Below are 20,491 nucleotides of genomic sequence, written 5' to 3' on the forward strand. Positions count from 1 at the left end.
CCGGGCGGGGGCCGGAGGGCGGGACAGGCGGGGGGCCGGAGGGCGGGACAGGCGGGGGGGGCCGGACGGGCGGCGGGACGAGCGGCGGGCCGGACGGAGCTGGGCTCAGAAACCGAGCCTGCGCAACTGCTTCGGGACCCCTCCCCACTGCCGCCCTCGCACCCCTCGGCCCCCAGGGGCCTCAGCGGCTTCGACCGGCTGCGCCGCCCTCCGGCCGCCGGACGGCGCGGGGCTCAGAAACCGAGCCTGCGCAGCTGCTTCGGGTCGCGCTGCCAGTCCTTGGCGACCTTCACATGGAGGTCCAGGAAGACCGGCGTGCCGAGCAGGGCCTCGATGTGCTTGCGCGACTTGGTGCCGACGTCCTTCAGCCGCTTGCCCTTCGGGCCGATGATGATGCCCTTCTGGCTGGGACGTTCGATATAGACGTTGGCGTGGATGTCGAGCAGCGGCTTGTCCGCCGGCCGGCCCTCGCGCGGCAGCATCTCCTCGACGACGACCGCGATGGAGTGCGGCAGCTCGTCCCGTACGCCTTCGAGCGCGGCCTCGCGGATCAGCTCCGCGACCATGACCATCTCGGGCTCGTCGGTGAGGTCGCCCTCCGGGTAGAGCGGCGGGCTCACCGGGAGCAGCGGGGCGATCAGGTCGCCCAACAGCTCGACCTGGCTGTTCTTGACCGCGGAGACCGGAATGATCTCCGCCCACTCGAAGCCGAGCTCCTCGGCGAGACGGGACACGGCGATCAGCTGTTCGGCGAGCTGCTTGGAGTCGACCAGGTCGGTCTTGGTGATGATGGCGATCTTCGGGGTCTTCTTGATGCCCGCGAGTTCCTTGACGATGTACTTGTCGCCGGGGCCGAGCTTCTGGTCGGCGGGCAGGCAGAAGCCGATGACGTCGACCTCGGCCCAGGTGGTCCGCACGACGTCGTTGAGCCGCTCGCCCAGCAGGGTGCGCGGCTTGTGGAGGCCGGGGGTGTCGACCAGGATCAGCTGCGCGTCGTCGCGGTGCACGATGCCGCGCACGGTGTGCCGGGTGGTCTGCGGCCGGTTGGAGGTGATCGCCACCTTCTGGCCGACCAGAGCGTTCGTGAGGGTGGACTTGCCCGCGTTGGGGCGGCCCACGAAGCAGGCGAAACCGGCCCGGTGGGGGGCTTCGCCCGCGGCCTGCTGCGCAGCGGCATCTGTGTCAGGTCGAACGCTCATGGCGCCCATTGTCCCCGATCCGGGCGGCCCCGCCGCACCAAGGGCCGCGTCGGGGCCTGTCGGTGTCGTCTCAGGCGGCGCGCGCACGGTTCCGGCGGGCCCGGATCCACAGCCCCGTGCCGCCGCCGACGGCCACCAGCAGGATCCCGGCCATGAGCCAGGGCAGGGCGAAATACCCGACGGCTGCGGACTCGCGCGTTTCGCGGGCGCTCGCGGTCAGCCGGATCTCGCCCCATTCCAGCTGGGGCGCGCCGGTCCACTGCTCGGTCAGCCGGACCTCCTGGCGGGGCAGCAGCTCGGCGGGGATCCGTTTCAGGTCGCGGGCGAGCAGGGTGCGGCCGAAGAGCCCCTCGGCCTTGAGGGCGACCTTGGGGCTGAGGGTGACATTGCCCCGGTTGTGGAGCGTGTACGAGATGACGGCCCGGCTCTTCCCGGTGCCGGGGACCAGTGGCTGGGTGTGCTCGACCCGGATGTCGTCCACGGAGAGCGCGGGGACGGTCGGCCCGTTGACCCGCAGATAGATCCGGGCGCCGACCGCCTTCTGGATGCCGACGGCGACGGCTCCGGCGTCGGCCGGGTCGACGCGCTCGTCGAGCGCGACGAGTGCGCCGGGGTGGTCGCCCGGTTCGGCGTCCTCGGGCACGGTGATGGTGACCGGGACGGTGACCGAGCCGTGCGGCCCCACGGTGACCCGGTCGCGGCCGGTGCTCGCCCAGGCGCCCACCGAGCGCTGCCGCTCGTCGCGGGACCGTACGGCGAACCCGCCGTCGCGCGCGGTGTTGTAGGCGTCGGCCGCGTACAGCCGGAAGGTCTGCGCCCGGCCCGTCTTGTTGGTGACGGTGACCTTGTCGTGGAGGGTGGCGCCGGGGTCGGCCGAGAGGTAGAAGTACGGGCGCTGGCCGGACCGGGCGATGGCCGGGTAGACCGACCAGCTGCCGTTGTCCGCGGCGTGCGCGGCGGGCGCGCCGGCCAGCAGGAGGGCGCCGGTCAGGAGGAACAGGTAGACGGTGCGCACGGTGCGGTACCCCCGGGTGGTGGTCGGGTCGGGCGGTCCGGGCGGGTGCGCGCCCGGAACGCCGGTTGCTCGGGAGTGCTCGGTCACGTGAGGGTGAGGGTGAGCACGCCGGAGTACGCGCCGGGGGCGGTGTACGCCGGTACGGTCAGTGCGAGCCGGGCGTCGACGGTGAACTCGCCGCCGGTGGAGGTCCCGTTCGGCGTGGACGCCAGTGTGGCGCCCGCGCTGCCGACCGGGCCCGGGGAGCCCGCCGCGCAGGTGCTCGGGCTGCCGGGCTTCGTCGCGCAGACCGGGGTCCAGCCGAGTGCGGAGGCGCCGATCGTCGCGCCGCCGGGCCCCTTGAAGTCGGTGACCTTCCCGGTCAGGGACCAGCCCGCGGGGCCGCCGCGGTAGTCCTCGACCGTGACCGTCCGCAGGGAGCCCCGGGAGGCGCCGCCGCGGCCGAAGTCGACGGCCGACATCTCGACGGTGTCCCCGGCCTGGACCATGGAGAGCGTGCCCGCCCGGACCGAGGTCCTGAGCTGCTGGCTGCCGTCCGGGATGTCGCCGCCGCCACCGGTGACGGTGTAGGGCTGCGGGCCCGCGCCCTTGGCCGGGTCCCAGCCGCCGCCCTCGTAGGCGACGATGCCGGTGGTCGCAGGGTCGTCGACGGTGAGCCGGCCGCTGAAGCCGCCCGAGCCGTCCGCCTCGGCGGTGGCCGTGTCGGCGGTCGCCGCGTCACCGGCCCGGCCCGCGAGGGTGATGTGCGCGCCGGGGGTGAACTTCGATCCGGTGACGGTGACCGCGTCGCCCGCCTTGCCGGACGCGGCCCCGAGCCGGATGGCCCGCTCGTTGACCTGGCCGCCGCCGTCCGTCGCGATGATCGTCTCGGAGACGGGGGCGGGCGGGTCCGTCACCGTGCAGGGGGTGTCCAGCTCCATGATGTAGCTGGTGTGGATGTTGTAGTCGCCCGGCGACAGGGTGATCTGTCCGGGCGCGGTGACCGTGAAGGTGCCGGTCATCGAGAAGGACGGGAAGGCGCCCTTGCCGGGGACCGGGTCGTTCTTCTTGGGGCCCTCGACGGCGACGCTCCCGCTCTGCGCACCGCCGACGGTGACCTTGCCGGTGGGCGTCATGATGTCGGCGGGCAGGGCCAGGTCGACCGGGTTGCTCGCGGCGGCCTCGACCACGGTGTACGTGACCGTGACCGTGTCGCCCACCTGCGGGGCGGCGTTGTCGACGGTGATCTCGGCCTTCGTGGTCCCGTCGATCGGGGGGATGCCCGCGATGGCGGGCGGGATGCAGTGGGTGGGGAAGTCCACCGGCACGGAGGCGGTGGGCATGGCCTGCGCGGGGCCCGCGAGCCCCCCTCCCCCGGCCACGACGAGCGCGCCGACGCCCAGTGCGGCGGCCCAGCGGCGGCCGCGCCCGGGGCGTCCTCGGACGCCGGATCTTCGCACGCTGACTCTTCGGACGGTCGGACGCATGGAGCCCCCTCCTGCGGATGCGGCGCGGCGGCACTCCGCGCCGACGGGGGCCCATTGACGGCTGCGGCTCCGAAGAAGTCAAGGGCGGTGGACCGCGTGGGCTGATGACCCATCAGATGCTGTCAAGATCCGTGCTCCTCGCGCCGGTACGCGAAACGCCCCGCGGCCGGCCGCGGGGCGTTCGTGCCCGGTGTACGGATCTCCCCGGCGTCAGCCCGCCGTCACGCTGACCCGCAGTGTGCCGTCGGGCCCGGCGAGCAGCACGGGGGTGTCCGGGCCGCCCAGGTCCCGTACCGCGGCACGGTCCTCGTCCGAGGGGGTCGCGGCCTCGGAGACGACCGCGGCCGCCTCCAGCGAGGTGGCCCCGCTGGCGACGGCCATCGCCACCGCGGTCTGCAGCGCGCTGAGCTTCAGCGACTCCAGCCGTACGGTGCCCGCGACGTAGGTGCGTCCGGTCTCGTCCCGTACGGCCGCGCCCTCCGGCACACCGTTGCGGGCGCGGGCGCTGCGGGCCAGCGTGACGATCTTGCGGTCCTCGGGGCCGAGGTCGGTGCTCTCAGTCATGTGCCGAGCATACGAACCGGGCGCGCCCGTCCGCGCACCGGCTACGCCCGGTCCAGCCGCAGCCGGTCCGCCTTCGGCAGCCCGGCCACCACCAGGTCGTAGGAGTCCTCGATCAGCTCGCAAAGGACCCGGTCGGGGATCCCGGAGACCGTCACGGTGTTCCAGTGCCGCTTGTTCATGTGCCAGCCCGGCGCCACCGCGTCGTACTTCTCCCGCAGCCGCACCGCCTCGTCCGGGTCGCATTTCAGGTTCACCGTCAGCGGGCGGGCGTCCAGCGTGCTGAGCGCGAACATCTTGCCGAGCACCTTGAAGACGGAGGCCCCGGGGCCGAACGGGAACTCCTCGGTGCTCGCGTTGAACTCCAGGCAGAACGCCCTCAGCTGCTGCGGAGTCACCCCTCGTCCTCCCCCTGTGGTGCCACGGGCTCCACCAGGACCGTGACGATCTTGTTGCGGCGGCCCGCCGGGGACTCCGCGGTCAGCCGCAGCCGCCGGCCGTCCGGCAGGTCGACGACGGCCGAAGCCCCGGAGATCGGGACCCGGCCCAGCGCCTTGGCCAGCAGCCCGCCGACGGTCTCCACGTCCTCGTCGTCGTACTCGTCGAAGCCGAACAGCTCCCCGAGGTCGCCGATGTCGAGGCGCGCGGTCACCCGGAAGCAGTCGTTCTCCAGCTCCTGGACGGGCGGGAGTTCGCGGTCGTACTCGTCGGTGATCTCGCCGACGATCTCCTCAAGGATGTCCTCGATGGTGACGATGCCCGCCGTGCCGCCGTACTCGTCGATCACGACCGCGACGTGGCTGCGCTCCTGCTGCATCTCGCGCAGCAGGTCACCGGCGTTCTTGGTGTCGGGCACGAAGGCCGCCGGACGCATCGCCGTGGAGACCAGATCGGCCTCGGACTCGCGGTTGATGTGGGTCTTGCGGACCAGGTCCTTGAGATACACGATGCCGACGATGTCGTCCTCGTTCTCCCCGGTGACCGGGATCCGCGAGAAACCGGAGCGCAGGGCCAGGGTGAGCGCCTGCCGGATGGTCTTGTAGCGCTCGATGCAGACCAGGTCCGTGCGCGGCACCATGACCTCGCGCACCAGGGTGTCGCCGAGCTCGAAGACGGAGTGCACCATGCGGCGCTCCTCGTCCTCGATCAGCGACTCCGCCTCGGCGAGGTCGACCATGGCACGCAGTTCGGCCTCGCTGGCGAACGGGCCCTTGCGGAACCCCTTGCCCGGGGTCAGCGCGTTGCCGATGAGGATCAGCAGCTGCGGGACCGGGCCCATGATCCTGGCCAGCGGCAGCAGGACGTACGCGGCGGCGGTGGCGGTGTTCAGCGGGTGCTGGCGGCCGATGGTGCGCGGCGAGACGCCGATGGCGACGTAGGAGACGAGGACCATCACGCCCATGGCGACGGCCAGCGCCTCCCAGGTCTCCGGGAGTTCCTTCAGACAGGCGTACGTGACGAGCACCGCGGCCGACATCTCGCAGGCGACCCGCACCAGCAGGGCGACGTTGAGATAGCGGGTCGGGTCCGCCGCGACCTGCTCCAGCTTCCCGCTGCCGCGCCGCCCGGAGCGGACCGCCTCGGCGGCCCGGAAGCTGGAGACCCGGGCGATGCCCGCCTCCGCGCAGGCCGCGAGCCAGCCGACGACGACCAGCAGGACGGCACCCAGGACGAGAGGAACGCTCACGAGACGGTGGGGGCGGGCGACGGGCCGGTCAGACCGTGCTCGGCGCGCCAGCCGTCGACGATGGCGGCCTGGAGGCCGAACATCTCGGCCTTCTCGTCCGGCTCCTCGTGGTCGTACCCGAGGAGGTGCAGCACTCCGTGGACGGTGAGGAGCTGGAGCTCCTCGTCCATGGAGTGCCGGGTCTCCGCGTCCTCGCCCTGCTTCTTGGCGACCTCCGGGCAGAGCACGATGTCACCGAGGAGCCCCTGCGGGGGCTCCTCGTCGTCCTTGGCCGGCGGACGCAGCTCGTCCATCGGGAAGGACATGACATCGGTCGGGCCCGGGAGGTCCATCCACTGGATGTGGAGCTGTTCCATGGCGTCGGTGTCCACCACGATCACCGAGAGTTCGGAGAGCGGGTGGATCCGCATCCGCGCGAGCGCGTAGCGGGCGATGTCGAGGATCGCCTGCTCGTCGACCTCGGTTCCGGACTCGTTGTTGACGTCGATCGACATGGTGCGCTGCTACTGCTTCCCGTTGTGGCCGGCTCTGCTGTCGTACTTCTCGTACGCGTCGACGATACGGCCGACGAGCTTGTGCCGGACAACGTCCTGGGAGGTGAGCCGGGAGAAGTGGACGTCCTCGACGCCGTCCAGGATCTCCTGGACCTGGCGCAGACCGCTCTTGGTGCCGTTCGGCAGGTCCACCTGGGTGACGTCACCGGTGATGACGATCTTCGAGTCGAAGCCGAGCCGGGTCAGGAACATCTTCATCTGCTCGGCGCTGGTGTTCTGTGCCTCGTCCAGAATGATGAACGCGTCGTTGAGGGTGTTGTGCGTCAGCAGGTAGTCCTGGGTGACGTACAGCGAGTCCTCCGCCGCCACCTGGATGCACACGGCCTCCTCACGCCCGGCCGGCTCGATGCTGTCGATGAAGCGCATCGGGCGGCCGCCGCCCGCCATGCGGTACTTCTCCGCCTTGCGAGCGAGGCGGAAGGGCTCGATGTCCTCGGGGAGGCGGATGTCGACGATGTGCGCGTCGTGGCGGTGATGGACCTCGCGGCCCTGCGCCAGACCCGGTGCGCGTCCTTCCGCGGCCCGGCGACGGGTGTACGCCACACCGCCGAGGGACCGCACAAGGGCGATCACGTCGTCGCGCAGCATGATCGATGCCGTCGAGTACTGAACGCGACAGGTGCGGTCCGCCTGGGTGACCGGATCACCGCCCGCGTCGAGCAGCCCTTGAAGCACGGCGAGGCGGACGGGCGCGGAGTTGTAGAGGTACGTGTCCGGTACGAATGTGGAGTGCGACCGTGTGCCCAGCAGGTCGAGGTCACGGAGGGACCGGGTGACCGGGTTCTCCAGCGTGACCACGTCACCTTGAGCCTTCACCCCGTTCAGAACGTAGTCCGGCCCGCCCTTGTGCCGTACGGACACGCCGTGCAGCGAGCCTTCCAGTGCCTCGGCCAGCTCGGGGTCCTCGGTGGCGAACGAGGGGGTCGTCGTCCCGGTCAGGCAGCCGTCACCGAGCAGGAGCCCCAGCGCATAGGGGTCCACCGGGACCTCGCGCTCAGGGAAACAGACCGGCGCTGTCAGCATCGGCAGTTCGTAGCGGCGTGCGTGCGCCGTGCGGAGACTGCCGATCATCTCCCTGGTCTCCAGGACCCGCCACGGCTCGTCCCGGCGCTTGTCCGACGCCGTACGGACCGTCCACAGGTGCTCGCCGCAGCACAAGGTCCACGAGCCGTCCTGGGCGGTGACGCGATAGATGTCCTTCTCGCCCTGTGGATAGACACCGAGGACGGGGGTCGGCTCGCCGTTCGACCCGATGACGAGGTCACCGACGCGCAGATCACCGATCGGGCGCCAGCCGTCCGGCGTGAGGACGTTGGTGAAGGTCGGCTGCGCACGGCCACGCATGTACGCCAGCGGCGCCACCTCGATCGTGCCCGCCGCCATCAGCCGCGGAATCGAGTCGGGGTCCAGCATGTCGTGCAGCGCGTCGTAGAGCGGGCGCAGATACGGGTCGATCTTCTCGTAGAGCGTGCCGGGCAGGAAGCCGAGCCGCTCGCCCGCCTCGACCGCGGGCCGGGTCAGGATGATCCGGTTGACCTGCTTGGACTGGAGGGCCTGGACGGCCTTCGCCATGGCGAGATAGGTCTTGCCGGTACCGGCGGGGCCGATACCGAAGACGATCGTGTGCTTGTCGATCGCGTCGACGTACCGCTTCTGGTTGAGCGTCTTGGGGCGGATGGTGCGGCCGCGGCTGGAGAGGATGTTCTGGGTGAGCACCTCGGCGGGGGTCTCCTCGCCGTCCCCCTCGCCGCTCTCCGTCGCCCTGAGCATGGCGATCGAGCGTTCCACTGCGTCCTCCGTCATCGGCTGACCGGTGCGGAGCACCAGCATCATCTCGTCGAACAGGCGCTGGATCAGGGCGACTTCCGTCGCGTCCCCGGCGGCGCTGATCTCGTTGCCCCGGACGTGGATGTCGGCCGCCGGGAAGGCCGTCTCGATCACGCGCAGCAGGGCGTCGCCGGATCCCAGCACGGTCACCATCGGGTGGCTCGCGGGGACGGTGAAGCGGGCTCGCGCCTGCTTCGGCGCAGGGGTCTGGGCTGTGGGTGTCTGAGTCATGGGCCGGCTCTGTGGCCTGCACATACCTCCCGTTGCAAGGTTCTCGCCGATCGACAACCTCTCGGATTACCAAGCCTACGACTCCGCACCGACAACGCCGAGAGCTTTTTCGCACAGGCTCGCGAAGAGCGGTGCGCGGCCGTCAGGCGGGGTGCCGGAAGCCGATCGTGGGCACCGCCCGGCGCAGCGGCCAGGGCCGGGCGGCCGCGGGCAGCAGATCTTCCAGGAAGGCGTACCGCTGGAGGGCGGCCGGGTCCTGGTCGGCGAAGGTGCGGACCCGCTGCCACCAGGCGGCGACCTCCGCCCAGCCCGGCGCCGACAGCGATCCACCGAACTCCTGGACGGAGAGTGCCGCGGTCAGTCCGGCGAAGGCCAGCCGGTCGGCCAGCGGCCAGTCGGCGAGGGTGCCGGTGACGAAACCGGCGACGAAGACATCGCCCGCTCCGGTGGGGTCGAGCGCCTCGACCTCGATCGCGGGCACCTCGGCGCTCGCCCCGGTCGTCGCGTCCACCGCGTACGCGCCCTCCGACCCCAGGGTGACCACGGCGAGCGGCACGCGCTCGGCCAGGGCGTGGGCGGCGGCGCGCGGGCAGTCGGTGCGGGTGTAGCGCATCGCCTCCTCGGCGTTGGGGAGGAAGGCCTGGCAGTGCTCCAGGTCGGCGAGGGCGTCCAGATCCCAGCGGCCGGTCTCGTCCCAGCCGACGTCGGCGAAGATCCGGGCGCCGTTGCGGGCGGCGACGGCGACCCATGGTTCGGTGCGGCCGGGGGCGAGCGAGGCGACGGCGGCGCGGGCCCGGGGCGGGCAGCGCGGGAACGGCGGCTCGCCGGTGGGGACGGCGGTGCCGTGGGTGCCCTCGGGGCCGGGGGCCTCGTGGCCGTGCGAGACCATCGTCCGCTCGCCCTCGTACGCCATCGAGACGGTCACCGGCGAGTGCCAGCCGGGGACGGTGTGCGACATGGAGAGGTCGATGCCCTCGCCCTGCTCCAGGGCGTCCCAGCAGTACTCCCCGTAGTGGTCGTCGCCGAACGCCGCGGCCAGTGAGGTGTGCAGGCCCAGCCTCGCCAGGGCGGTCGCCATGTTGGCGACGCCGCCGGGGCTGGAGCCCATGCCGCGTGCCCAGGACTCGGTGCCGCGCACGGGAGCGCTGTCGAGGCCGGTGAAGATGATGTCGAGGAAGACCGTGCCGGTGAGGAAGACGTCGCAGTCCGGGTCCTGCGGGGCGCGCAGCCCGTCCAGTGGGTCGATGTCTGGAATGTCCGTGCTCACTGTGCACTCCCCGGTCGTGGCAGATCCGGCCAGTGTGCCCGATCCGACGGCGTAACCGGAGCGTGCGCGCCGCCGGCGCCGGAGGGCTCGCACCGGCGACCCGGACAGGGGTGCGGATCCGCGCAAACAGCCGCTGCTACCCGCACTCTCCCGACCCAAACGCATATGTGACCCAGATCACACAGGGGTGACTTTCGGGCGGCTGGCCGCGGTTGATACAAATTGGCCCGCGAGCCCCTTCGGCGACGGTTACCGACAAGTGGCCCGAATTCCTCGTATTTCCTGCATTGCCCTCCCCTGCCTTCCCTGCCGTCTCCGGCATGTCTTCAGGAACGCCCATGTCCTCGCGCCCTCGCGCCGCGTGGCCCCTGGTCGCCGTGTTCACCGCCGGTTACCTCGCCGCCTATCTGCTCCCCACCATCGTCGGGCGGCTCTCCGTCCATCTCGGCCTCGGTACGGCCCAGGCCGGACTGGTCGGCAGTGCCCTCCTGCTGAGTTCGGCGACCGCCGGTTTCACCCTGGCGGGCCGGGTCGAGACGTACGGCCCGCGGCGGCCCGCCCGGATCGGTCTGGTGCTGGCCATGGTGGGGTACGGCTGCGCCGCCCTGGCCGGGTCGGTGCCGCTGGTGGTCATGGGCGCGATGATCGGCGGCTTCGGCTCCGGCACGGCGACCGCGGTGGCCGCCTCGGGCATCGCCGCCCAGCGCGACCCGCACCGCACCTCGTCGCTCGGTCTGCTCAGCGTCTCCGCGACGGCGGGCGCCCTCTATCTGACGATCCCGCACCTCGGCGGCGGCCACCGGCTGCCGTTCGCCTCGATCGCCCTGGTCGCCCTGCTCGTCTGGCCCGCCACCGGGCGGCTCGGCGGCTCCACGCCCGCCGGTCCCGCCGCCCCGGCCGTCGGCCGGCTGCCGCACCGCAGGTCCGGTCTGGTCCTCGCGGGCGGCATGCTCGTCTGGTCCATGGCGCAGAACGCGCTGTGGGGCGTCAGCAGCCGGATCGGCGTGGCTCAGGCCGGGCTCTCCGAGGTCACCATCGGCGCGGTGTTCGCGGCCGCGCTGGGCGCGGGTCTGCTCGGGGTGATGGGCGCCGGGGTGCTGGGCGCCCGGCTCGGCCGGGCGGTGCCGATCGGCCTGGGCACCGTGATCATCGCCGTGAGCATCGTGCTCAGCTCCTCGGCCGGGAACCTCGGCCAGTTCGCGACCGGCGAGATCCTGTGGAACACCGTCTACCCGGTGGTCCTGTCGTATCTGATCGGCCTGGCCGCCTCCCTGGACGTGCGGGGCCGCTGGGCGGTCCTCGCTGGCTCCGCGTCGTCGGTCGGGGTGGCCTGCGGGCCGGTCCTCGGCAGTGTGCTGTCCGAACAGGCCGGCTACCCGGTCATGGGCCTGGTCCTGGGCGCCGTCACCCTGCTGGTCGCCGCCCCGGTCACGGCCGTCGCCCTGCACACCGGGGGCCGCCCGCTGGTGCCGGGATCGGTGCGCCGCCGGGGCGGAGCCCCGGCCGCGCTGCTCGCCGTCACCACCGGAGCGGTGCCCGGCGCGGTGCCGAAGCTGGGTGCGCCCGAGCAGGCCGTCACGGAGATCAGCCTGCCCGTGCGGCGCAGGCGCCCGGTCCGCACCGCGTTCCGGACGGCCGGCCCGGCGGGCGGTGCCGGTCAGTCGAACGCGTACGCCTCGACCTCGGACAGATAGCGCGCCCGGCGCTCCTCGTCGTGGTCGAGGAAGGCCGCCTCGAAGGAGTTGCGGGCCAGCGTGCGCAGCTGCTCGTGGTCCAGCGCGAGCGCCTCGCGGACGGCGTGGAAGGTGTCCCCGACGTACCCGCCGAAGTAGGCGGGGTCGTCGGAGTTCACCGTGCAGAGCAGCCCGGCGGCCATCATCGCCCGCAGCGGGTGTTCCTCCAGGGTGTCGATGGCGCGCAGCCGTACGTTGGACAGCGGGCAGAGGGTGAGCGGCACACGGTCCGCGACCAGCCGCTCCACCAGCTCCGGGTCCTCCATGCAGCGCAGCCCGTGGTCGATACGCTCGACCCCGAGAACGTCCAGCGCCTCCCGGATGTACTCGGGCGGGCCCTCCTCACCGGCGTGGGCGACCCTGCGCAGCCCGAGCGCCCCGGCCGCCTCGTACACCTCACGGAACTTGACGGGCGGGTGGCCGACCTCCGCCGAGTCGAGGCCGACCGCGCTGATCCGGTGCAGATACGGCTTCGCCGCCTCCAGCGTCTCCATCGCCGACTCGGCCGACTCGTCGCGCAGGAAGCACATGATCAGCTGGGTGGAGATGCTGTGCTTCTCCTCGCTGCGGTCCAGCGCCCGGCCGAGCCCCTCGACGACGGTGCCGATCGGGACGCCGCGCGCGGTGTGCGCCTGCGGGTCGAAGAAGATCTCCGCGTGCCGGACGCCCTGCGCGGCGGCGCGGGCGAGATAGGCGTCGGCCAGCTCCTCGAAGTCCTCCTCGGTCCGGAGCACCGCCATCAGCGCGTAGTACAGGTCCAGGAAGCTCTGCAGGTCGTCGAAGAGGTAGGCGGTGCGGAGCTCCTCGGTGTCCGCGTACGGCAGTCGCACGCCGTTGCGCGCGGCGAGGGCGAAGGCCAGCTCGGGTTCGAGGGTGCCTTCGATGTGGAGGTGGAGTTCGGCCTTGGGGAGGTGCACGGGATTTCACGCTCACAGACGGTGGTGCTGATGGTGCCGGGGTGGTGCTGTCGTGTCAGGGGTGCCGCTTGGGCACGGGAATGCGGCCGAGGTCCTCGGCGACGGTCAGTTCGCCCTCGAACCCCGCCGCGCGGGCCTCGGCCCCGAAGGCTGCCGGGTCGTCGTACCGCTGCGAGAAGTGCGTCAGCACGAGGTGCCGTACGCCCGCGTCCCGGGCCACCCGGGCCGCCTGTCCGGCGGTCAGATGGCCGTGGTCGGTGGCCAGCCGTTCGTCCTCGTCGAGGAAGGTCGACTCGATGACCAGCAGGTCGCAGCCCTCGGCGAGCACCCGCACGCCGTCGCAGAGCCTCGTGTCCATGATGAACGCGAACCGCTGGCCGCGCCTGCGCTCGGAGACGTCGTCGAGCGTGACGCCGCCGAGGGAGCCGTCCCGCTGGATCCGGCCGACGTCCGGCCCCTTGATGCCGTGCTCGGCGAGTTTCGCGGGCAGCATCCGGCGCCCGTCGGGCTCGACGAGCCGGTAGCCGTACGACTCGACGGGGTGCGAGAGCCGGTGGGCGCTGAGCGTGTACGTGCCGGTGGTGGCGAGCACCCCGTCGGCGGCGACCGGGGCCTCGGTCAGCTCGACGGACTCGCGGTAGGCGGTGGCGTACCGCAGCCGTTCGAAGAAGTGCTGCCCGCTCGCCGGGTAGTGCGCGGTGACCGGGTGCGGGACCTGGTCGAGGTTGATCCGCTGGATCACCCCGGCCAGGCCCAGCGAGTGGTCGCCGTGGAAGTGCGTGACGCAGATCCGGTCGATGTCGTGCGCGGCGACCCCGGCACGCAGCATCTGGCGCTGGGTGCCCTCACCGGGATCGAAGAGGATGCCCTCGCCGTCCCAGCGCAGCAGATAGCCGTTGTGGTTGCGGTGCCTGGTCGGGACCTGGCTGGCGGTGCCGAGGACCACGAGTTCGCGTACGGACACGGTCTGCGGTCAGCCGTTCTAGCCGGGGGGCCACTGGAGGCCGCGGCCGCCCAGTACGTGGGCGTGCGCGTGGAACACGGTCTGGCCCGCGCCGGAGCCGGTGTTGAAGACGACCCGGTAGCCGCTGTCCACGATCTTCTCGTCGGCGGCGACCTGTCCCGCCTCGCGCAGGACGTCGGCGGCGATCCCCGGCTCGGCGGCGGCGAGCGCGGCCGCGTCCGGGTGGTGGACGCGGGGGATGACGAGTACGTGGGTGGGGGCCTGCGGGTTGATGTCCCGGAAGGCGACCGTGGTTTCGGTCTCGCGGACGATGGTGGCCGGGATCTCACCCGAGACGATCTTGCAGAACAGGCAGTCGGGCTGCGGTTCTCCTGCCATGGGGCGGCTCCTCGGTAGAAGGTGACGGCGACGGCGACCGTGGCGGTGCCCGCCGTACGGCATGCTATCGGGCCGGTACTCCGCCCCTTCGGGCGCTCGGACCGCGGCGGCTCCGGGCGCCTGGGGCGCGGTGGGCTCAGACGGCTCGCGTCGCGGCCCGCCGCGGCGGCTTTGGCGCTCGGGGCGCGGCGGCGCGGGGCGCCCGGATCGCGGCAGGCTCACACGGCTCGTGTCCCGGCCCGTTGCGGCGGCTCCGGCGCTCAAGGCGCGGCCCCTCAGGCGTTCAAGTTGCGCCCCCTCGACCGCTCGCTCCGGTGGCTCCGGCGCGCTTCCCGGTGCCTGGTGCGCATGCCGCCCTCCCCTTCCGGCGGGCATTTCCAGCCCCTCCGGCGTTCGAGGAGCGGGGGTCCGGGGGCAGCGCCCCCGGTCACGGGAAGGGGCGGGGCGGGGGAACGGGCCCGCCGCAGGCGCACCCCACCCCGTCCCGCCCCGCGCACACGGACGCCCCGGCCCCTACGCCTCCGGCCGCTCCCGCCGCCCCGGCGGCTCCGGCAACTCCGGCAACTCCGGCGCCCGTACCGCCGGCGTCTCCGCCAGCGACGCCAGCGCGATCCGGATCGCCTCGTCCAGCTGCGGATCCCGCCCCGCCACATGGTCCTGCGGCGCCATCACGACCTCGACGTCGGGATCGACCCCGCGGTTCTCCACGTCCCAGCCGTAACCCTCGAACCAGAACGCGTACTTGGGCTGGGTGACCAGCGTCCCGTCCACCAGCCGGTACTTGCTGTCGATGCCGACCACGCCGCCCCAGGTCCGGGTGCCGACGACCGGCCCGATGCTCAGCGCCTTGATCGCGGCGTTCACGATGTCGCCGTCCGAGCCGGAGAACTCGTTGGCCACCGCGACCACCGGGCCGCGCGGCGCGTCCTGCGGGTAGCTGAACGGCCGCATGCCGCGCGGCACGTCCCAGCCGACGACGCGGCGGGCGAGCTTCTCCACGATCAGCTGCGAGATGTGGCCGCCGCGGTTCTCCCGGACGTCCACGACCAGCCCCTCACGGGCCACCTCGACGCGCAGATCGCGGTGGAGCTGCGCCCAGCCCGAGCCGACCATGTCGGGGATGTGGAGATAGCCGAGGCGTCCGCCGGACCGCTCGTGCACATGGGCCCGCCGGTCGGCGACCCACGCGTGGTAGCGCAGCGCCTCCTCGTCGGCGACCGGTACGACGACGACATGGCGGGGATCGCCGCCGTCCACCGGCGAGACGGTCAGCTCGACCGGCTTGTCGGCGGAGCCGGTGAGCAGCGGTCCGGGCCCGGCCACCGGGTCGACCGGGCAGCCGTCGACGGCGAGGATCACATCACCGGGGCGCACCGCCACCCCGGGCGCGGTCAGCGGCGAGCGGGCCTCCGGGTCGGAGGTCTCCGACGGCAGGATCCGGTCGACGCGCCAGGCGCCCTCGTCGGTACGGGAGATGTCCGCGCCGAGCAGCCCCTGGCGGGCCGAGTCGTCGCGCCATCCCCCGGACGGGATCACATAGGCGTGCGAGGTGCCGAGTTCCCCCTGCACCTCCCAGAGCAGGTCCATCAGGTCGTCGTGGGTGGCGACCCGCTCCAGCACCGGGCGGTACCGCTCCAGGACGCCGTCCCAGTCGAGGCCGCCCATGTCGGGGCGCCAGAAGTTGTCCCGCATGATGCGCCCGGCCTCGTCGTACATCTGGCGCCATTCGGCGGCGGGTTCGAGGGTCCGCCGGATCCGGGAGAGGTCGACGGTGACGCCGCCGTCGCTGCCGCCGTCGTCGTCATCGGCCGCGACATGGCTGTCGGACGGCACGACGCGCAGCTTGCCCCGGGTGTGCAGGACGACCCGCTTGCCGTCCCCGCTGACCGCGAAGTCCTGGACTCCGGAGGCGAGTTCCTCGCAGCGCAGCTTCTCCAGGTCGTACCGCTCCAGCACCGTCTCGGGACGCCCGGAGTCGGGGGTGGCGGCGCTCGTGCCGAGCACCCCGGTCACCGGGTGGTTCAGCCACAGCAGCCCGTCCTTCGCGGCGCGCAGCGTGGAGTAGCTGCCTGCCTCGACGGGCAGCGGCACGATCCGGTCCGCGAGCCCGTCGAGGTCGATGCGGGTGACGGGCAGCGCGGTCGGGTTGTCCTGATCGCCCTCGCCGCCCTTCTCCCTCTCGGACGGGCGGCCGTGGCGCTGCGGCCCGAACGGGGAGGGCGTGGTGGCGGCGAGCGTCAGCAGATACGGGCGGCAGGTGCCGAGGAACGCCAGGTCGAAGACATGGGCGTCGTAGACCGGGTCGAAGGACCGCTCGGAGAGGAACGCCAGGTGTTTGCCGTCGCCGGTGAACGCGGGTGCGAAGTCCCGGAAGCGCAGCGGGGTGGCCTCGGCGACCGAGAGGTCGGCGAGGTGCGCGAGCTTGAGCCTGCTGAGCGGACCGGGGCCGGGGTGGGACCAGGCGAGCCAGGAGGAGTCGGGCGAGAAGGCGAGGCCGGAGGCTTCGCCGTGCTCGCTGCGGTCCACCTCGTGGACCTCTCCGCTCTCCCGCTCGACGATCAGGATCCGCCCGTCGTGCGCGGCGACGGCGAACCGGCTGCCGTCGGGGGCCGGGGCCAGTTCGAGAACCCTGCCGACGCGGCCGACGGCGAGGCGGCGCGGTACGGCGCCGGGGGCGGTGCCGGTGGCGGGGGCGCACTCCAGGGCGTCGTCGCCCTCGGCGTCGGTGACCCAGACGACGTGCTGGTCGCCGTCGGCCTGGAAGGCGCGGGGCAGCCTGGCCCGTACGCCGGGTTCGACGGCGAGTGCGCGGGCCGGGCCCTCGCGGTGGGTGACCCAGTGGACGGCACCGCGCGTCCCGACGGCGCTGCCCCGGCCGGTGCGGTCCGGGGAGGCGGCGTCGAGATGGCCGGCGGCGTGCACGGGGTGCGGCTGGAGGTCGGCGCGCTGGCCGCCGAGCCGGATGTCGAGGCGGCGCGGCCCGTCGCCTTCGAGGTCGTCCAGCAGCCAGAGTTCACCGGCCGAGGCGTAGGCGACCCGGGTGCCGTCGGAGGTCGCGTGGCGGGCGTAGAAGCCCTCGACGCCGGTGTGGCGGCGCAGGTCGGAGCCGTCCGGGAGCGAGGAGTAGACCGCGCCGACGCCCTCGTGGTCGGAGAGGAAGGCGATGCGCTCGCCCACCCACATCGGGCACTCGATGTTCCCGTCGAGCCCGGCGTGGAGCCGGACGAACTCCGACGGGCCGTCGGCCGGGCCCTCGGCCGAAGGCTCCTGCTCGATCCACAGCTTGCCCGCCGTACCGCCCCGGTAGCGCTTCCAGGTGGCGGCCTCGCGCCCCATGGTGACCGAGAGCAGCAGGACCCGGCCGCCGGGCCCGTACGCGGCCGAGCCGACCGGCCCGTACGGCAGGGTGCGTGCCGGTCCGCCGTCGACCGGGAGGGCCCTGGCCCAGGTGCGGCGGTGCGATGCCTGTCCCTGGGCGCTGACGACCAGCACGTCGCCCCCGGGCGTCCAGCCGTGGACGGCGGTCTGGGCGTCGCCCCAGTAGGTGAGCCGCTCGGAGGGTCCGCCGTCGGCCGGGGCGATGTGTACCTCGGGTTCCCCGTCCCGGGTGGACGTCCAGGCGACCAGGGTGCCGTCGGGCGATATCCGCGGGTGGCCGACGGGCCGGTTGTCGGCGCTGACGCGCCAGGCGCGGCCACCGTCCAGCGGGGCCAGCCAGACGTCGTCCTCGGCGGTGAAGGCGATCGAATCGCCCTGGACATGGGGGTATCGGAGGTAGGCAGGCTGTGTCACATCGGTCACCCTAGGCCGCGGTCCTGTTCCGCGTAACCGGGTTGGCCGGAGTACGACGGGCGGCCGTGCGCCGGTCGGACTCACTTGCCCATGGGCGCCTCCGTCACCGTGACCGTGACCGTGACGGCCGGTCGGACGCCGGCGCCGCCACCGGCCGGCAGCGGGTTCAGCACGGCGGTCGAGGGGGCGGCGTCGCAGTTGCCGAGCACATCCGCCCGGAAGACGTCCCTGCCGCCCGTCCGGGCGGTCAGGTCCCCCCGCACGCACCGCCCGCCGAGCTCCTGGGTCACCTTGCCCGTGAGGGTGATGGCCTCGCCGTTGCCGGTCCTGCCGTTGCAGTCCACGTTCGCGACCCGGCGCACGGCCACGACGGGCGACGCGCCCTGGGCCTGGCCCCCGTCGGCTCCGGCGGTACAGCTCAGCCACTGCACATCGACCCCGTTGCGCTCCAGCGCGCCGGTGCCGACCCGGCCGGTGGTCACCGCGACGGACGCGGAATTCAGCCCGTTCGTGGGCTCACACGCGGTGGCCCCGGCCACCGCCGCGACGACGAGTGCGGACACGGCCAGAAAGCGCCGTTCCCGTCCCTGACCCCATGCCCTTGATGTCCACATACGGGCAGCTTCCCACCGATACCCACCGGACGGTAGACGGCGTGCGGTCGCACCAGGGGGCGCCGCCGGGGCGCACGAAGAAGCTCCGGCCGACCGCCAGTTGCCGACCGGCCTTGCGAACACGGCCGTTCCCGGGGGAAGAAGTCGGCCTCACGGGAGAATCGGGCTCGCGGGAGACTTTGGTGCCACGAGGAAAGCCGCCTCACGGGAAACCCTGGCCCCACGCCCACCGACCGACCCCACGGCAACCGGTCGCCCCACGCCCTCCGGCCGACCTCATGCTCTTCGGCCGACCCCACGCCCACCGGTCGACCCCACGCCCACCGGCCGATCCCACAGCAACCGGCCCGACCCCACCACCGGAAGCCGCCCCACCACCGGAAGCCGCCCCACCACCAGAAGCCGCCCCTGCCGCCACCGGCCGGGCTCACAACCACCGGCCGGGCTCACGACCAGCGGCCGGTCCGCCCCAGCAGCAGCGCCGTCGCCGCCGTGCCCGCCGTGGAGGTGCGCAGCACGCTCGCCCCGAGTCGGCAGGTCCGCGCGCCCGCCTCGGCGAAGAGCGCCAGCTCGTCCGGCGACACACCGCCCTCGGGCCCGACGACCAGCACGATCTCGCCCCGGTCGGGGAGCGGGACGGTGGCCAGCGGCTCGCTGTCGTGTCCCCGGTCCTCGTGCAGGACGGCGGCGAAGTCCGCCGTGGCCAGCAGCGCGGCGACCTGTTTGGTCGTCATCGCGTCGGCCACGTCGGGGAAGCGGACCCGGCGGGACTGCTTGCCCGCCTCCCGGGCGGTGTTGCGCCACTTCGCCAGGGACTTGAGGCCGCGGTCGCCCTTCCACTGCGTGATGCAGCGCGCCGCCTGCCAGGGCACGATCGCGTCGACGCCGGTCTCCGTCATCGTCTCCACGGCGACCTCGCCCCGGTCGCCCTTGGGCAGGGCCTGGACGACGGTGATCCGGGGAGCGGGGCGGGGCTCCTCCCGGATGCCGGTCAGACCGGTGACGACGAGCCGGTCCTTGCCCTCGGCGGCCAGGACGGCGCCCTCCGTCCAGTGGCCGCGCCCGTCGGTGAGCACGAGCTCCTCACCGGCGCGCAGCCGCTTCACCGACACGGCGTGCCGGCCCTCGGGCCCCTCCAGGACGAACTCGGGTCCGCCGGGGACCTGTTCGACGACGAAGACCGGTGCGGTCACTGCGTACTCCCTGTGCTCACTGCCGCCCGTGCGGCGTCCAGTTCTTCGGCGAGCAGCCGGACCAGCCGGCCCGCGGGCAGCTCGCGTGCCATCCGGTGTCCCTGGCCCGCCCACAGGGCCATGCCCTGCGCGTCCCCGGCCTTCGCCGCCGCCTTGCGCAGCCCTGCGGTCAGGTAGTGGACCTGCGGATAGGCGGCGGGGGCGTACGGGCCGTGCTCGCGCACGAACCGGTTGACCAGACCGCGGGCCGGGCGGCCGGAGAACGCCCGGGTCAGGGCCGTCCGTACGAACAGCGGGTTGGTCAGGGCCTGCTTGTGCAGCGGGCTCGCGCCGGACTCGGGGCAGGCGAGGAACGCCGTACCGAGCTGCGCCGCCTCGGCGCCCGCGGCGAGCACCGCGGCGATCTGGGACCCGCGCATCAGCCCGCCGGTCGCGACGATCGGGATCTGCACGGTCTCGCGGACCTGGGCGACCAGCGAGAGCAGCCCGATCCCGGCGCCGTCGGCCTGCGGGTCGTCGCGGTGGGTGGACTGGTGGCCGCCCGCCTCGACGCCCTGGACGCAGACCGCGTCGGCGCCCGCCCACTGCGCGGCCTGGGCCTCCTCGGGCGTGGTCACCGTCACCACGGTGTACGTGCCGACCCCGGCGAACGCGTCGAGGGTGTCGCGGGTCGGGCAGCCGAAGGTGAACGAGACGGCCGGGACCGGGTCCTCCAGGAGGATGGCCAGCTTGGCCTCGTACCCGTCGTCGCCGCCATGGGCGTCCGGGTCGCCCAGCGGGGTCTCGTACCAGGCGGCCTCGCCCGCGAGCTGGTGCCGGTACACCTCGACGGCGCTCGGGTCGGCGAGGGCCGGCTGCGGCATGAAGAGATTGACGCCGAAGGGCTGACCGGTCAGCCCCCTCAGCTGCTTGATCTCGTGGTACATGCCGTCCGCCGTCTTGTACCCGGCGGCGAGGAAACCGAGCCCGCCCGCCTCGGAGACGGCCGCGACGAGCTGCGGGGCGGACGCGCCCCCCGCCATCGGGGCCTGCACGATCGGATACCGGCAGAGATCGGTCAACGCGGATGACATGACCGCATCGTGTCACGTCC

General features: G+C 73.0%; 17 protein-coding genes. 1 reads left to right on the forward strand and 16 read right to left on the reverse strand.

Features of this window, described 5'->3' with window-relative positions; all coding sequences use genetic code 11:
• Positions 1 to 233: 233 nt before the first annotated feature.
• The 9 genes from era to ACFVFH_RS03655 all read right to left on the reverse strand — a co-directional run bounded on the left by era (position 234) and on the right by ACFVFH_RS03655 (position 9,807).
• Entirely contained in the window at positions 234 to 1,208 is a 975-nt protein-coding gene (era, locus tag ACFVFH_RS03615; protein ID WP_383762806.1) for a GTPase Era, read from the reverse strand.
• A gap of 61 nt (positions 1,209 to 1,269) precedes the next feature.
• Positions 1,270 to 2,214: a WxL protein peptidoglycan domain-containing protein gene (locus ACFVFH_RS03620; protein ID WP_383763568.1), complete on the reverse strand. Its 945-nt coding sequence runs from the start codon at positions 2,212 to 2,214 to the stop codon at positions 1,270 to 1,272.
• 83 nt (positions 2,215 to 2,297) lie between these two features.
• Positions 2,298 to 3,680 carry a beta-xylosidase gene (locus tag ACFVFH_RS03625; RefSeq protein WP_383762809.1) on the reverse strand — a complete coding sequence of 461 codons (1,383 nt, stop codon included), beginning with the start codon at positions 3,678 to 3,680 and terminating at the stop codon, positions 2,298 to 2,300.
• A gap of 210 nt (positions 3,681 to 3,890) precedes the next feature.
• On the reverse strand, positions 3,891 to 4,244 hold the full coding sequence (locus tag ACFVFH_RS03630; RefSeq protein ID WP_093542682.1) for a cytidine deaminase: 354 nt from the start codon (positions 4,242 to 4,244) through the stop codon (positions 3,891 to 3,893).
• 41 nt (positions 4,245 to 4,285) lie between these two features.
• Positions 4,286 to 4,639 carry an MmcQ/YjbR family DNA-binding protein gene (locus ACFVFH_RS03635; RefSeq protein WP_383762812.1) on the reverse strand — a complete coding sequence of 118 codons (354 nt, stop codon included), beginning with the start codon at positions 4,637 to 4,639 and terminating at the stop codon, positions 4,286 to 4,288.
• Complete coding sequence (locus ACFVFH_RS03640; protein WP_383762815.1) at positions 4,636 to 5,928, reverse strand: hemolysin family protein; 1,293 nt, start codon at positions 5,926 to 5,928, stop codon at positions 4,636 to 4,638. Before ACFVFH_RS03640 ends, ACFVFH_RS03635 begins: the two co-directional genes overlap by 4 nt.
• Positions 5,925 to 6,422 carry an rRNA maturation RNase YbeY gene (gene ybeY, locus ACFVFH_RS03645; protein ID WP_072483570.1) on the reverse strand — a complete coding sequence of 166 codons (498 nt, stop codon included), beginning with the start codon at positions 6,420 to 6,422 and terminating at the stop codon, positions 5,925 to 5,927. Before ybeY ends, ACFVFH_RS03640 begins: the two co-directional genes overlap by 4 nt.
• 9 nt (positions 6,423 to 6,431) lie before the next feature.
• Positions 6,432 to 8,540: a PhoH family protein gene (locus tag ACFVFH_RS03650; RefSeq protein ID WP_383762818.1), complete on the reverse strand. Its 2,109-nt coding sequence runs from the start codon at positions 8,538 to 8,540 to the stop codon at positions 6,432 to 6,434.
• Positions 8,541 to 8,682: 142 nt separating this feature from the next.
• Positions 8,683 to 9,807, reverse strand: a complete 1,125-nt coding sequence (locus tag ACFVFH_RS03655) for a carbohydrate kinase family protein (RefSeq protein WP_383762821.1) — start codon at positions 9,805 to 9,807, stop codon at positions 8,683 to 8,685.
• A gap of 338 nt (positions 9,808 to 10,145) precedes the next feature.
• On the opposite strand from ACFVFH_RS03655, the gene ACFVFH_RS03660 reads away from it, so the two are divergent.
• Positions 10,146 to 11,501, forward strand: coding sequence for an MFS transporter (locus ACFVFH_RS03660; protein ID WP_383762824.1), 1,356 nt, complete (start codon positions 10,146 to 10,148; stop codon positions 11,499 to 11,501).
• Here ACFVFH_RS03660 and ACFVFH_RS03665 read toward each other — a convergent pair.
• From ACFVFH_RS03665 to ACFVFH_RS03695, 7 genes are all read right to left on the reverse strand, one after another.
• Positions 11,465 to 12,457 (reverse strand): adenosine deaminase, encoded by a 993-nt coding sequence (locus ACFVFH_RS03665; RefSeq protein ID WP_383762826.1) that lies wholly within the window; start codon positions 12,455 to 12,457, stop codon positions 11,465 to 11,467. The two genes, ACFVFH_RS03660 and ACFVFH_RS03665, sit on opposite strands and share 37 nt — an antisense overlap.
• A 55-nt stretch (positions 12,458 to 12,512) precedes the next feature.
• Complete coding sequence (locus ACFVFH_RS03670) at positions 12,513 to 13,421, reverse strand: ribonuclease Z (protein WP_383762829.1); 909 nt, start codon at positions 13,419 to 13,421, stop codon at positions 12,513 to 12,515.
• Positions 13,422 to 13,439: 18 nt separating this feature from the next.
• Entirely contained in the window at positions 13,440 to 13,799 is a 360-nt protein-coding gene (locus ACFVFH_RS03675; protein WP_383762832.1) for a histidine triad nucleotide-binding protein, read from the reverse strand.
• A 513-nt stretch (positions 13,800 to 14,312) separates the two neighbouring features.
• Positions 14,313 to 17,591, reverse strand: coding sequence for a S41 family peptidase (locus ACFVFH_RS03680; RefSeq protein ID WP_383762835.1), 3,279 nt, complete (start codon positions 17,589 to 17,591; stop codon positions 14,313 to 14,315).
• A gap of 80 nt (positions 17,592 to 17,671) precedes the next feature.
• Positions 17,672 to 18,154 (reverse strand): hypothetical protein, encoded by a 483-nt coding sequence (locus ACFVFH_RS03685; RefSeq protein WP_383762838.1) that lies wholly within the window; start codon positions 18,152 to 18,154, stop codon positions 17,672 to 17,674.
• A gap of 497 nt (positions 18,155 to 18,651) precedes the next feature.
• Positions 18,652 to 19,398 carry a 16S rRNA (uracil(1498)-N(3))-methyltransferase gene (locus ACFVFH_RS03690; protein WP_383762841.1) on the reverse strand — a complete coding sequence of 249 codons (747 nt, stop codon included), beginning with the start codon at positions 19,396 to 19,398 and terminating at the stop codon, positions 18,652 to 18,654.
• Complete coding sequence (locus tag ACFVFH_RS03695; RefSeq protein WP_383762844.1) at positions 19,395 to 20,471, reverse strand: nitronate monooxygenase; 1,077 nt, start codon at positions 20,469 to 20,471, stop codon at positions 19,395 to 19,397. The genes ACFVFH_RS03690 and ACFVFH_RS03695 overlap by 4 nt, the downstream gene beginning before the upstream one ends.
• Between the last annotated feature and the right edge of the window lie 20 nt (positions 20,472 to 20,491).

Source organism: Streptomyces sp. NPDC057697 (genome assembly GCF_042799335.1).
Classification (GTDB): Bacteria; Actinomycetota; Actinomycetes; order Streptomycetales; family Streptomycetaceae; genus Streptomyces.